The following is a 14144-nucleotide window of genomic DNA, read 5'->3' as shown; positions in this document are numbered from 1 at the left end:
TGAAAGAGGGAGATAGAATAAACCACATTTCGGGGCCGGTAGTTTATGACACGATAAGGCTATGCTATGATAGCATTAGATTTCAGAAGTAATGCTATTCGAGGAGAAAATGTCTATGAACTACGAAATTCAGCAATTTAAGACGGAGTTTTTCAAGGCGCTGGCCCATCCGATGCGTATCCGCATTCTGGAGCTTCTGAGTGAAGGCGAGAAGAATGTGAACGAATTGCAAGCCATTCTGGGTTCGGAAGGTTCTGCTGTATCCCAGCAGCTAGCCGTTCTGCGTGCGAAGAATGTAGTCGTCAGTGTGAAGGAAGGCACCTCCGTGATTTACTCTCTTCGTGACCCTCTTATTAAGGATCTTTTGGCTGTAGCGAGGCAAATTTTCGATAACCATCTGGTCAATGCGATCTCCCTTCTGGAAGGCATGCGCGGTGAATAGCAGCAAAGTATACTGAACATTATTTTTGCGTTGACAAGAGCGTCGCGCAGGAGTAATGTTTTTTTATATTCAAATAATCAGATATTCAGATAAAAGAAAAGAAGGTTGGATTATGATTGGATGGGGTCGGTTCGAGGGCTACAGCCTTGCTTCTCTGCGTAAAGATGTCATCTCGGGAATCATTGTCGGTGTTATTGCCATTCCGCTCGGAATGGCTTTTGCTATTGCTTCGGGTGTCAAGCCGGAATATGGGATCTATACCACGATTATAGCGGGAATTCTGATCTCGCTGCTGGGAGGTTCCAAGTTCCAGATTGGCGGTCCGACAGGAGCATTTATTCCAATTTTGTTCGCTATCGGGATGCAGTATGGATATGAGAACCTGCTGATTGCCGGGATGATGGCAGGCGTTATTCTTGTTCTTATGGGAATCCTCCGGCTAGGCGTTCTGATCAAGTTTATTCCGAAGCCGGTAACGATAGGTTTTACGGCAGGCATTGCTGTCATTATCTTCAGCGGGCAGATTGGCAGCTTCCTAGGGCTGCAAGGCATGAAGAGGCACGAAGGCTTTGTAGACAACATGAGAGAGATCGGCCAGCACCTCTCGACGGCTAACATGTACAGTATCTTGACTGCAGTCGTATGTCTTGCAGCGGTTCTTCTGACTCTCCATTTTGCTCCGAAGGTTCCGGGCTCTTTGATCGGCCTCCTGTGCGCAACGGTTATGGCTGTTCTTTTTTTCAACGGCAAGGTGGCAACTATCGGCTCGGCGTACGGGGAGATCCCAGGTACATTACCGAGCTTCCACATCCCCCTTATAACCTGGGAGCGCATCAAGTCGCTTATCCGTCCAGCGTTCGTTATCGCCATGCTTGGCGCCATCGAATCGCTGCTATCAGCGGTGGTAGCGGATGGCATGACGGGGGAACGCCATAATAGTAACCGTGAGTTGATTGGACAGGGGATTGCGAATATCGCAGCGCCGCTGTTCGGAGGCATCCCAGCAACAGGGGCCATTGCCAGAACGGCAACCAATATTAAGAATGGCGCCGTCTCTCCTGTGTCGGGTATTGTCCACGGTGTGGTCGTATTTCTGATTCTGCTGCTGCTGGCGCCATATGCTTCAACCATTCCGCTTGCAGCCATGGCTCCGATCCTGATGGTTGTGGCCTGGAACATGAGTGAGCGCAAAGAATTCCTGCATTTGCTGAAGACCAGAACGGGGGACTCCCTCGTTCTGGTCACTACCTTTCTATTGACCGTGTTTGCTGACTTGACCCTTGCCGTAGAGGTGGGGCTGGTGCTGGCTGTGGTTCTCTTCGTGAAGCGGATGGGTGAGGTTCATCGGGTCTCCAAGGTATTACCTGACCCGTCTTCGGTAAAGGTAGAAGCTCATATGGTATCGGAGCACCATGACTGTCCGCAGATCGGCATCTACAATGTGGAAGGGCCGTTGTTTTTTGGCGCAGCATACCGATTTGACAATACCCTGCCGGAACCCGGTGCGGGACAGCCCGGGATTATTCTGCTGCGGATGGGCAAGGTTCCTTTGATGGACACTACAGGAGAAGCGAACCTCGTGACGCTAGTGAAACAGCTTCACGCTTCGGGAGGAACCCTAATGATTTCCGGCATCCAGTCCCAGCCTCTCGAGTTGCTGAAGCGAACCGGACTTTATGATCAGATCGGTGAGGAACAGTTCTACGAACATACAGGAGAAGCCATCAATCAAGCACTTGGGGCGATCGATTATGGCAAATGCGCCGGCTGTCGGCATGCAGCTTTCAGGGAATGCAGCGCATTCTCCCTTCCGATAGAAATTCGGCAGCAGCGGGTAGTCGCCGGACAAATAAAGCGCGGCGGGCTTGAAGTCTGACAGGGAAGAATGTCCCCATTAACATACAAAAAGGACTGTTTCAAGCCACTTTGGCCTCGGGAGCAGTCCTTTTTGGCATAGACTACCCCGTGCCAAATCTGTACAATGTAGGGTAATTGAACATTCGATCTAGAAGATAAGGAGATTGTGCCTTATGAAGGAACTGAATTATTCAAAAGTATTCTTGCTGTTGGCAGGTCTGTCAGTGGCTACACTTGGGGTATACCGTGTGGTATCGCTTCAGACCGACTCGTTCTATGCTTTTCTGATCTGGAATCTGTTCCTGGCCTGGATTCCCTTCTTGTTCTCGATGACTGCCCATGAGCTGGATAAGCGGAGGATCGGGGGAATATTGCTGCTTCCGCTGGGAGTGGCCTGGCTGCTGTTTTTCCCGAATGCGCCTTATTTGATGACTGATCTTGTACACTTGACGGCCCAGAAGGGAAGATATATTGTCCACGGAGTGATTCAGAATCGGTATTGGTATGATATGGTCATGCTGCTGCTGTTCACCTGGAGTGGCTGGCTGACAGGCTTCTTCTCACTATATCAATTCCAGGCGGTAATCTACCGCAAAAGCAATTTGCTGATGTCCTGGATATTCGTTCTCGCGGCCTGTGTGCTGGGCGGATACGGAGTTCTGCTCGGCAGGGTGTACCGGCTCAACAGCTGGGATGTGCTTACCGATAGGCACCAGCTTTATCAACTCGTGCTCGATAGCCTGAACCGACAATCGGTCTTTTTCAGTCTGTTCATAGCGCTGGCGCTACTGGTGATTTATGCGACAATGTATTGTTTGCTGAATGTGCTAGGGAATGGGGCAGGACAGCAGCGTTCCAGAGGCCGGGGTTAATCCTGAATCTCCACAGGCTGGTATTGAAACTGCTCAAGGTTGATGACACCTTTAATGTCGAACAGGATGCCTTCATCCTCCAGATAAAGTCGCTGCATCGTGCCAGCCTCATCTTCGGTGAGGGCAATCATACCCTTGGCATTAACCACTCGATGCCAGGGTAGCTTATATTTGCGGCTCATGGAATGGAGGATGCGGACGACCTGTCTCGCAGCTCTAGGGCTGCCAGCAGCGCGAGCTACCCCTCCATAGGTCATGACCTTGCCCTCAGGGATGGACTGTATAACTTCTATGACCTGTTTGGTGAATGGTGTCATTATCAAAACTCCTTCAATGTAATAATACATAATTAATATTTATTATATTTTATTAGATCATATTGCTATGGTCGAGGGGTCGCTGCGGCGGCTTTTTTTTGTGGAAATCCGGGTTTGGCTGTTCTATGAAAGTATAATTTTGGTGCATAGGATAAAGAGCCTCAGGGGATAATTTCAACAAAAGCACACTGACAGGAGTGACTGGCGTGAAGAGCTCGAAATCCGATGACAACTGTAACTCAGCGTTGCCCCATTCTTCGACTACTGCTGTGTCCGAACAGGAACTAGGCCAGTCGCTCGACGAGACATTGGCTCGGCTGCGGCAGATATTCAGCAATGACGGAACCCTCCGTATCAGAGTGATGGAGAACAAGCAATTTGGAAGAGTCCGATTCGGACTTGTATATATTGACGGTATGATTGACCGTGAACTGATTCAGGATGGAATTATCAGACCCGTAACAGAAGCGCTTTTTACTGGGGCTGAGCATTATAGTCCGGAGCATCTGATGGAGAATATCCGAACACAGGTTATACAGATCAGTGATGTAGTTGTTGCATTGAAGCTGGATGAGCTAATTAGTGCAATTGTAGCAGGCAAGACGCTTTTTCTGTTGGATGGTTGTGCAGGTGCACTTAATATTAATGCTCAAGGGTGGGAGACCCGGGCGATTACCGAGCCGCTGACGGAGAAGGGGGTAAGGGGGCCGCGGGAAGGCTTTACAGAGTCGCTGCTGGTGAACCTGACACTGATTCGAAGAAGGGTGCAGAATGCGGATTTGAAATTTATATTTTGTGAGATCGGAACACGCTCCAAAACACAGACCTGTCTCTGCTATATGGAAAGTCTGGCTTCGCCAGATATTCTTAAGGAGCTTCAAGAGAGGCTTGCCCGTGTAGAGATTGACCATATCCTGGACACAGGCTATCTCGCAGAGTTAATCAGGGATGAGCCGTATTCTCCATTCGAGATGCTTGGCAGCACCGAACGCCCGGATGCCGTAGTCAGCAAAATTATGGAGGGACGGTTCGCGATAATGATAGAGGGCAGCCCGTTCGCCCTGACCCTGCCCTATGTATTTGTAGAGAACTTTCAGGCAAGTGAGGATTATTATCTCAATTATTATTTCACCTCGTTTAACCGGATTCTGCGGATATTGGGTGCTTTTATGTCCATCAGTATCCCGGCAGTATATGTAGCTTTGGTTACGTTCAGTCAGGAGATGCTGCCCACACAATTGCTTCTTAGTATTGCTACTGCACGATTGTCCGTTCCTTTTCCCAGCATTGTTGAGGCGCTGATTATGTTGACGATATTCGAGATTCTGCGTGAGGCAGGAGCCAGAATTCCCACTTCCATTGGACAGGCAGTCAGCATTGTAGGAGCGCTGGTGCTGGGTCAGGCAGCGGTAGATGCCCGAATTGTGAGTGCACCGATGGTTATTGTAGTGGGTCTGACCGGCATAACGACACTATTGAATCCCAGGCTCACCGGGCCGCTAATCGTGGTCAGAGTAGTGCTGCTGCTGATGTCCTTTTTTCTGGGGATATACGGTTATTTCTTCGGGTTGCTTGGTCTTGTGATCCACCTAATGAGCATGCGTTCCTTCGGAGTGTCCTATATGCTCGGGGTAGGCTCGATCCGGGCGCAAGACATTAAAGATACCATTATTCGGGCGCCGTGGTGGGATATGTACCTGCGTCCGGCTATGATCGGGGCACGTAATATGCGCAGAAAGCCAATGGACAAAAAAGGAAAAAGGTCATGATCAGACTTGGACGTGTGCTGTTTATTCTGTTGTCGCTCTTGCCTCTTCTCAGTCTCTTCGGCTGCTGGAACTACAAGGAAGTGGATGACATGTCTATCGTTGCGGGCGTAGCTCTGGACAAGGATGAGAAGAGCGGAAAACTGCTGCTTACAGTAGAGATGGTGGACACAAAGGGCGGACTTCAACAGACACAGGCAGGTTTCAAAATTCTTACGCTTGCCGGAGATACGATGTTCGACATTGTCAGGAATATGATCAGCATGACTGGTAAAAAGCTGTTCTGGAGCCATGCCAAGGTCATTATTCTCAGTGAGGAGATTGCCCGGGAAGGGATGGTCAAGGTGATTGACTGGTACAGCAGAGATACGGGAACAAGGTCTGATGTATACATATTCGTCTCGAAAGAGAAGACAGCCCGGGAAATTCTGATGATGAATAGTACCTCGGAGTCGATCATGTCGTTCGAGCTTGCGCAGATGATGCTGGATGAGCGAAACAGCAGTACAGCTCCAGTAGTTGAAATTTGGGACTTCATCGACAAGTTGGAGTCCTCCGGGAAAAGTGCGATGGCACCGCTCATCTATGTTCACAGGGCGGATGGGCGGGAAAATGAGCGAGTCAGCGGAACAGCTGTGTTTTCCAAGGACAAGATGGTAGGCATGCTTAGTGGAACGGAGAGCAAATACATGCTGTTTGCCCAGGACAAGGTGAAGGGTGGTGTTCTCCCGGTAGATGCCGGTGATGGACATCCGGTTTACTCTCTTGAGATTCAGTCCAGCAGAACGAAGGTCCGCCCCTCCTGGATTCATGACAAACTGCAGATACAGGTCGACATGGAGACCCAAATGAATTTGGATGAAGTGATGACTTCAAATGGATTCACCCATTTTGACGCCAAGAAAGCTATTGAAGAACGTGCGGAGGAGATCCTGCAGGAGAACATTACGAATCTAATTCACAAAGTTCAGAAAGAATATCATGCCGATGTGTTTGGTTTCGGGGAGAAAATCCATGAGAATATGCCTTCCACCTGGAAAAAGATAAATAAGGATTGGAGCAATGAATTCAGTAAGCTTGCGGTCGTTGTCCGGTCTCAGGTTACCATCAACAGCAGCGCCAAAACTACAAGATCTATAAAGATAGGGGATTAATATGGGGGCTTTTGTTGTATTAGCGTATGCGGTTATTGTGCTACTCGATCCATATGGACTCTTGAAGCGGGGGATGAAACGTGATTTCTATGTGTGCTCTGCCTTATGTCTGGTATCCTTCTGCATTGCGTTTGCGCTGTCCATGCACTGGAAGGTTCCTAGTCCTTCCCCTGTGATTGTGAACTTGGTCAGTCATTTTTATTAATTGAATTGCCGGGAAAAAGGAGGGGGGCGATAGGTATGAATAAAGAGATTTTGCCGTCAGGACAGTCTATCAGTATCGCGGTTCTGTTTATTATCGGCAGCTCATTATTTATGGGGGTGACGGGGAGATCGGGTAACAGTGCCTGGATTTCCCTGTTGATCGCTATGAGCCTATCAGTCCCTCTAATGTTTGTGTATGCAAGGCTCCATGTTCTTTTTCCGGGTAAGAATCTGTTCGACATGCTGATTGCCATGTTTGGCGGCATTACCGGGCGAATTATTTCCTGTACATATATATGGTATGCTCTGCATTTGGGATCGCTGGTGCTGCGGAATTTTGGCGAATTCAGTGAGACGGTGGCCCTGACAGAAACTCCGATGATTGCACCGATGCTCTGTATCGGACTACTGTGCGTCTGGACGGTTTATTCGGGGATTGAGGTGTTGGGACGAAGTGCCAAGTTTCTGCTGCTATTTACAATTATGATCCTTTTACTTCTGCAAATTCTGGCCATACCTAAATTCGAATATCACCATCTGAAGCCTGTCCTTGATTCGGGTTGGAGTCCAATCCTGGCTGATGCTATGGGCCTGTTCACGTTTCCGTTCGGTGAGATTGTGATTTTTCTCGGTGTATTGCGGGCACTGCCGGGAAAGGGTTCGGCGAAAAAAGTGTTTTTCAGCGGACTGCTCATGGGCGGAGGAGTTATCATGGTGGTCATCTTCCGTAATCTTCTGATACTGGGTCCGGATATTTTATCCAGCCTGTATTTTCCGGCTTACGTGGCGGTCAGCCGGATCAATGTGGGTGATTTCCTGACCCGGATCGAGGGCTCCTCAGCGATTCTCTTTGTCACGGCGCTGTATATCAAAGTGAGTCTGTGCCTTTATGTAGCCAGTGTAGGCGTTGCCAAAGTGTTCAAGCTGAAGAGCTATCGGTCTGTTGTGCTGCAATTGGGACTTCTTATGGTCTATCTGGCTGATTTCATCTATCAGGATATTATGCAGATGCAGAATTTTGCCTACCATACTTATAAAATATACGCGCTCCCGTTCCAGGTTTTCTTTCCCCTTCTATTATGGATTGTTGCTGAGATCGTCGCCAGTAAAGGCAAGCAGAAGGAATCAGCACCATAGTAAAAGAACTCAGCATAGGAGTAGTAAGGAAGGTGAATAGCGACCACAGGATCACCCCACTTCCTTTGGTTTTGACGAATCGCAAATAGTGAACAACAGTATAGAGAGCATTGACTTTGGTCATGTTCGATTGAAAAAGAGGATTCTTTTTTCGTATTTCCAATGTTTATGTAAAATAGCTATACTTATAGACAAGTATGATGTGAAAGATTTCTATACAGTGGAAAGGAGTCTTTATATATTGAATACATATATTCTTATCTATGACAGCTACGTGCAGTTTGAGATTGTGCTGGCTGCTTATTTTATGAAAACGCAAGGTGAGGTTTACACGTTAGGTCTTGGGTCTTCACCAGTGAATTCCTGCGAGGGCTTCTCCGTGAATCCGGCAAAGACGCTTCAAGAGGTAAACGTCCAAGATATTGATCTTTTGATTATCCCTGGTGGCGAGACAGAGGAGATTGTCAAAGAAGAAACCTTACTTAAACTGCTCCGTGATCTGGACGCGGCCGGGAAGGCCATTGGCGGCATTTGCGGTGGTGTATCGGTACTCAAGGCCGCAGGCATTTTGAACAACAGGTCATTTGTTACGAATGCTGGTGTGGAAGAGGAAAACTCTGGAGCGACTTCGGGAGCGAATGTAATGGTAGATAGGAATATAGTGACAGCCCTGCCTAATGGATATGTGGATTTTGCCCTTGAACTGGGTAAGCTCATGAACATCTACAAGGATAAGGCGGATTATAAGGAGACGATAGATTTCTTCAAATATTTCAAAACCGTGTGAGCGTATTGCTGACAGGAGGGAGCGTCATCTATGAGTGTTAACAGCGTTGTAATGCCCTCATATTGGGGCAGGGAGGTACGGCACAAGCATATTACGCGAGGGTCTAAGGTACTGGCGGTTATTTTTCCCGGCAAAAATTATTCGGCAGAACGCCCGCTGCTGGAATATGCCGCCAAGGTAGCTGCGGAGTATAACTGTGACATCCTTCAGCTCGAATATGGCTATCAGAGCGCCAGAGTAGAGATGAAGCGGGAGGATATTGGCATCATTGTGGAAGAGTGTACGAATGCCATCACCTCTGTGCCTAAGTATGAGAAGATATTGTTCATCAGTAAAAGTATTGGTACGGTCATTGCCGGCAAAACCGCCGCTACTCTGAAGGCCAGCCAACAGATTGAGCATCTGTATCTAACCCCGATCCCGGATGCACTGCCATTAATTGAACAAAGCCGGGGGAGTGTGATCTACGGCAGCGCCGATCCATTGTTCAGTGAGCCACATTCCCGTGAACTGGCCGGACTGCGTAATATTAAGGTATACCGGATTGACGATGCCAATCACTCTCTGGAAGTTGGGAACGTCAAAGAGTCATTGGCCATACTTATTGTCATTATTAATATGTATCATGAATTTTTCCAGCGTTGTCTAAAGCAGTAATCCATAGTCACGTGCTGAACCATTAGGAAATGGGGGAAACGGCATGAAGAGAAAGCTGGTTGGAGAGGGCAGAACAGCGGAGATTTGGGAGTATGGGGATCGTAAGGTGCTGAAATTGTACCGGGAAGGGATTCCGGCAGATCAGGTAACGAGGGAATATAGTATCAGCGTGTACGCACATACCCAAGGGATTCGGACTCCACAGCCCTTCGAGCTGACAGAGGCCGAGGGGCGGAGCGGCATTGTGTTTCAGCAGATTGAGGGTTCGTCAGTATTGACCTTACTTGGCAAAAGCCCATGGAAGGTTGGTCAATATGCCCGCAAGCTGGCAAAGCTGCATTATGATCTACATACGCTAGATGCAGGTGAAGACCTCGGAGTGCAAAAGGAGAGGCTGAAGTGGAGCATACACGAAGCACCCCTGCTAAATGAATCGGAGAAGCAAGCCATTCTCTCCTATCTGGATACTCTTCCGGTGGGCGGCAAGCTGTGTCATGGCGATTTTCACCCGGATAATATACTTATGGATGGGCAGGTATGGATTATCGATTGGATGAACGGTCTTGCCGGAGATCCAGCCGGAGATGCTGCAAGGTCTGTTGTCATGTTCAGCATGGGGGTAGTGCCTGAGGGGACACCCGCCATTGCCAAATTGGTGATCGGCTTTATTAGAAAACGCCTGACAAAGGAGTATTTACGGGAATATCTGAAGCTCTCGGGGCAAACTAGAGAAGAGATCGAGCGCTGGATTCTTCCAGTCGCCGCAGCTAGGTTAACAGAGTGGCTTCCAGCGGCTGAGAAAGAGCAATTGGTACAGGAAATCCGTAGACGTCTGGCAACGCTCACCGCTGGTTAACTTCAAATTCAGTAAGGAAGTGTACGAGATGCCAATCTATATTGCGTTGCTCCGGGGGATTAATGTCGGGGGTAACAAAATCATTAAGATGCAGGATTTGAAGGCGATGTTCCAATCCCTAGGCTATGAGGATGTCAGGACGTATATTCAGAGCGGCAACGTTGTTTTCGAGAGCAGCGAAACGTCATATAGTGCAGTGGGCGAAGATATCGAGCGGCAGATCGAGAGTGTATTTGGCTTTGAGGTCTCAGTTATTATACGGACACAGGAGGAATTGGAGCGGGTTATCACAGATAACCCGTTTGATCTGAGCGAGCCGGAGGACTTCAAGCGGCTGTACGTTTCTTTTCTGGCAGCGGAGCCTTCGGCGGAGGCGTTGGAGAAGCTGCTTCCTTATGGAGATGGCCCAGACAAAATCCGTTTTGTCGGCAGGGAGATGTACACATTGTATGAGATCAGTGTGAGCAAGTCGGCGCTTTTTAAAGTCCCTGTGGATAAAATCCTTGGCATGCCTATCACGGCGCGCAACTGGAATACAGTCAACAAGCTGGCTGCTCTGTGTAGGGCTTGAGATGTTTTAAATAGAATTTCAAGAAAAATTGTTCCTCTCTCTGAGTATGAATCATTAACATTGATCGTGGATCCAAACTGCATGTTAGCCAAGGAAAATACTATATCGAGCGCATTTAAAATAACAAACATAGCCAGGAAAAAAGAAGGTTTATATAAGAAGTGTAATTAACGGCATTTTCGTACCTTAAATCCTCTTTAGCTAAGGGTTCGTGGAGATTAAGTGCAATATTGTACCTTAAATCTTCCAGAATACCCCGTCTGGCGTGCTTTTTCGGAAAATAAGATACAATAATGCCCTTATTTCCTTGTTTTGCCCAAATAAAAGAAAAATAAGGTACAAAAATGCCGTTAGTTAGGAGGTGCCCCCTCTTTTTCATTGTTAAGACGATCGAAGGTGAAGGGGATACACTGCTTCTAGTGGTTTAAATTTGTCGACAGTATATGTTCTGGTACTAGCTTACCTATGGAAAGCTTTCAGGCGGACGCTTTGCGCCTTATTGTGCTGGGATCGTTCAAACGGAGTTTGCGACAGTTCTTATAAAAAGCTTTCAGGCGGGCGCTTTGCGCCTACAGTTCCAAACTTACCTCTTCGCTAATCTTCGCTTTTTGTTAATTTCTTTTGCTTGGCTTATAGAGGAATAAAAATATTAGAAGGAAGCTCCGCTCGCCCGGAAAAGGGCAGGGGGGCTTTTTGCGTTGTGCTATTGAAACGACTGAAACGACTGAAACGACTGAAACGACTGAAACCATTGCAACTATTGTAGTCATTGCAGTGTGCAGCCAATATAGTCATTCAGATAGTTGCCACCGTTGCAACGTCCCTGAAAATGTTATTCAGCAAACATTCAGCGGGCACTCATTGTCCATTAAGGTACGGATGCGATACTACATCTGCGGAACATGGATCATCGAAACGAAGTAGCGGCATACCGCAAAATAAGTTCAAGAGAGATGGGAGTGTGGGGGACGTATGTCAACGATCAAAAAGCAGGGGCCGGATCTTATTTTACCTTTTATTCTGCTCCTTGCAGCATTTCTGTATGGCTATGGCATTTGGAATGACCACTATGTTAATACCTATTACACAACAGCTGTAGGGAGTATGCTGCAGAGCTTTCATAATTTCTTTTTTGCTTCCCTGGATTCGGCAGGTTCGGTAACGGTGGATAAGCCGCCGGTAACGTTCTGGATTCAGAGCCTCTTTGCCCTGATTTTCGGGCTACATGGCTGGAGTGTGATTTTACCGCAGGCGCTGGCTGGAGTGGGTTCAGTTTTGCTAGTATATCTGCTGGTTAAACCAACCTACGGTAGAAGCGCTGCACGCATTGCCGCACTGGTGATGGCTTCGACTCCGGTAGCTGCGGCGGTTAGCCGCACGAATAACATTGATGCGATGCTGGTATTCACGTTGCTGCTGGCAGTCTGGTTTCTTTTTAGAGGGACTAAGAGTAATCGTATAGGCAGTCTGCTTGCCGGCTTCGCACTGATTGGAGTCGGGTTCAATGAAAAGATGCTGCAGGCTTACATGGTGCTTCCGGCATTCTATCTGTTTTATATCCTGGCAGCCAAGGTGGGCTGGAAGCGAAAAGCAGCTGTACTGGCAGCAAGCACAGCAGTCATGCTGGTAGTTTCATTGTCATGGGCGGTAGTTGTCGACTCTATACCGGCGGATAAGCGTCCCTTTATAGGAAGCAGTGGCACCAATTCAGTGCTCAATCTGGCTTTTGGGTATAACGGAGTCTCACGGTTAACGGGAGACCGCAGCACGGGTGCCGAGTTTGGCGGTGGTGGCATGCCTAATATGAACGGGATGCCTGCATGGAATGGCGAAGCACCGGATGGAGGCAATGGTAACGCGTCCGGAATGGACGGAGTAAATAGCAACGCGTCCGGGATAGATGGCGGCAGATCCGGGATGGGAGGAATGGCTGGACGGGGCGCAAATGGCGCCCGAGGCATGGGCGGCAGAAGCAGCGGCATGGCTGCGGGCACTGGTGCTGCGGACGGTCAGCAAGGCGTAGTCAACGACGGGCAAGGAGCGGGGCAGGGAGGACGGCAAGGCGCAGTAAACGACGGGCAAGGAGCAGGACAGGGAGGACAGCCAGGCGGAGGTTCTACCGGTGGCCAGATGAACGGAGGGGTACAGGGATTTCCTCCGGGGAATGGCATGAACTCCGATGGGCGACAACGGGACTGGGGCCAGGGAGGTCAAGGCGGATTCGGCGGTGCTGGTGGAATGTTCCACACAGGCACACCCGGACCGCTGCGGCTCTTTCAGTCCGACCTGTCTGGTCAGGCTAGCTGGCTGCTACCACTCGTAGCTTTTGCTTGCATCGGGCTGTTCGCCAGTCTGCGCAGAAGAAACTTCACGCAGAAGCATAAAGAGGCAATATTCTGGTTGGCATGGCTGGTTCCGGTAATGGGCTTCTTTAGCATCGCCGGGTTCTTCCACCAGTATTATCTAATCATGATGGCTCCACCGATTGCCGCGCTGGCTGGTGCAGGCTGGATACAGTTGTGGAGTCAGTATCGTGAGCGCTCCGGCTGGCGTTCCTGGCTGCTCCCGGCAGCTATATTGGCCACGGTGGTCTTGCAGTGGTATATTTTACACCCTTATAACAGCACTATTGGCAGCGGATGGTCCATCGGGATTTTGGCTGCGGGCATTGCAGCGACCCTGCTGCTCGTTATTTTCAAGGGTAAAGAGCAATCATTCGTGCATGTAACGGCGGTTGCCGGGCTGCTGGTGTTATTGATCGGCCCCCTCTACTGGGCGGTAACGCCGATTGCCTATGGTTCCAACAGTATGACCCCGGCTGCGGGACCTGACAGCAACACTGGCCCGGGCGGCGGTCTGCGCATGAATACTGGTCTCAATGCCAGTGGCAAAGATCCAAATGCACTAGGCGGCGGGGCTAACTTTGGTGGTGGCACTGGTAACTTCGGTGGAGGTGCGGGCAACTCTGGTGGCAGTGCGGGCAACTCTGGTGGCAACGCGGATGACTTGGGAGACAGTACGGGCAGCTTTGGTGGTGGCACTGGTAACTTCGGTGGAGGTGCAGGCAACTTTGCTGGCGGTAGGGGCGGCTTCGGCGGGCGCGGCAGCGAAGGGGTTAACGAAGCTCTACTGACTTATCTGGAGGAGCATAATTCCGGCGAACAATACTTGTTCGCAGCCATGGATTATGGGACTGCCGGACCTTATATCATCGACAACAATGCGTCCGTAGTGATTCTTAACGGATTTAATGCTTCTGACCGGGTATACACGCCTGACTCTCTGAAAGCATTGGTGGAGAGTGGAAAAGTGAAATATTTCCTCATTTCCGGCGGTGGAATGGGCGGTGGTCGCGGTGGAAACAGTGAACTGACAACCTGGATTACCGAGAATGGAACCGAAATTCCGGCGGCAGATTGGCAGGGAGCAGGTACAACTGCCAACAGCGGCACCCTATATGAGGTTACTTTGAAATAACGGATGACTTTGACCGTAACAAGCAAGCACGCTGCGGCCCGAGAGGT

The 14144-nt window shown here is 49.3% G+C and carries 13 protein-coding genes; 12 read left to right on the top strand and 1 reads right to left on the bottom strand.

Annotated elements, in window-relative coordinates; genetic code table 11:
- Positions 1-115 precede the first annotated feature (115 nt).
- The 3 genes from ACFVU8_RS23970 to ACFVU8_RS23960 all read left to right on the top strand — a co-directional run bounded on the left by ACFVU8_RS23970 (position 116) and on the right by ACFVU8_RS23960 (position 3171).
- Positions 116-442, top strand: coding sequence for an ArsR/SmtB family transcription factor (locus ACFVU8_RS23970; RefSeq protein WP_175372188.1), 327 nt, complete (start codon positions 116-118; stop codon positions 440-442).
- Between the two features lie 112 nt (positions 443-554).
- On the top strand, positions 555-2318 hold the full coding sequence (locus tag ACFVU8_RS23965; protein ID WP_387430634.1) for a SulP family inorganic anion transporter: 1764 nt from the start codon (positions 555-557) through the stop codon (positions 2316-2318).
- Positions 2319-2472: 154 nt separating this feature from the next.
- The gene (locus tag ACFVU8_RS23960) at positions 2473-3171 is read left to right on the top strand and encodes a DUF1361 domain-containing protein (RefSeq protein ID WP_387430632.1); all 699 of its coding nucleotides are present in this window, start codon (positions 2473-2475) and stop codon (positions 3169-3171) included.
- Here ACFVU8_RS23960 and ACFVU8_RS23955 read toward each other — a convergent pair.
- Positions 3168-3488: an MGMT family protein gene (locus tag ACFVU8_RS23955; protein WP_387430630.1), complete on the bottom strand. Its 321-nt coding sequence runs from the start codon at positions 3486-3488 to the stop codon at positions 3168-3170. The two genes, ACFVU8_RS23960 and ACFVU8_RS23955, sit on opposite strands and share 4 nt — an antisense overlap.
- A gap of 206 nt (positions 3489-3694) precedes the next feature.
- Here ACFVU8_RS23955 and ACFVU8_RS23950 point away from each other — a divergent pair, with 206 nt between their 5' ends.
- The 9 genes from ACFVU8_RS23950 to ACFVU8_RS23910 all read left to right on the top strand — a co-directional run bounded on the left by ACFVU8_RS23950 (position 3695) and on the right by ACFVU8_RS23910 (position 14097).
- Positions 3695-5257: a spore germination protein gene (locus tag ACFVU8_RS23950; RefSeq protein WP_387430628.1), complete on the top strand. Its 1563-nt coding sequence runs from the start codon at positions 3695-3697 to the stop codon at positions 5255-5257.
- Positions 5254-6408 carry a Ger(x)C family spore germination protein gene (locus ACFVU8_RS23945; RefSeq protein WP_379468458.1) on the top strand — a complete coding sequence of 385 codons (1155 nt, stop codon included), beginning with the start codon at positions 5254-5256 and terminating at the stop codon, positions 6406-6408. Before ACFVU8_RS23950 ends, ACFVU8_RS23945 begins: the two co-directional genes overlap by 4 nt.
- A gap of 1 nt (position 6409) precedes the next feature.
- Positions 6410-6613: a hypothetical protein gene (locus ACFVU8_RS23940; RefSeq protein WP_175372183.1), complete on the top strand. Its 204-nt coding sequence runs from the start codon at positions 6410-6412 to the stop codon at positions 6611-6613.
- Positions 6614-6648: 35 nt separating this feature from the next.
- Positions 6649-7749: a GerAB/ArcD/ProY family transporter gene (locus tag ACFVU8_RS23935; RefSeq protein ID WP_387430626.1), complete on the top strand. Its 1101-nt coding sequence runs from the start codon at positions 6649-6651 to the stop codon at positions 7747-7749.
- Positions 7750-7990: 241 nt separating this feature from the next.
- Positions 7991-8536: a DJ-1/PfpI family protein gene (locus ACFVU8_RS23930; protein ID WP_387430624.1), complete on the top strand. Its 546-nt coding sequence runs from the start codon at positions 7991-7993 to the stop codon at positions 8534-8536.
- Positions 8537-8566: 30 nt separating this feature from the next.
- Positions 8567-9193 (top strand): alpha/beta hydrolase, encoded by a 627-nt coding sequence (locus ACFVU8_RS23925; protein WP_175372180.1) that lies wholly within the window; start codon positions 8567-8569, stop codon positions 9191-9193.
- Positions 9194-9236: 43 nt separating this feature from the next.
- Positions 9237-10049 (top strand): phosphotransferase family protein, encoded by an 813-nt coding sequence (locus ACFVU8_RS23920; RefSeq protein ID WP_387430621.1) that lies wholly within the window; start codon positions 9237-9239, stop codon positions 10047-10049.
- Between the two features lie 28 nt (positions 10050-10077).
- On the top strand, positions 10078-10620 hold the full coding sequence (locus ACFVU8_RS23915; RefSeq protein WP_387430619.1) for a DUF1697 domain-containing protein: 543 nt from the start codon (positions 10078-10080) through the stop codon (positions 10618-10620).
- Between the two features lie 972 nt (positions 10621-11592).
- Positions 11593-14097 (top strand): glycosyltransferase family 39 protein, encoded by a 2505-nt coding sequence (locus ACFVU8_RS23910; protein ID WP_387430617.1) that lies wholly within the window; start codon positions 11593-11595, stop codon positions 14095-14097.
- Positions 14098-14144 lie beyond the last annotated feature (47 nt).

The organism is Paenibacillus sp. NPDC058177, from assembly GCF_042883835.1.
Lineage (GTDB): Bacteria > Bacillota > Bacilli > Paenibacillales > Paenibacillaceae > Paenibacillus_AQ > Paenibacillus_AQ agri.
Note: the sequence above shows the minus strand (reverse complement) of the source record. Positions and strands in the feature narration are given on the sequence as shown.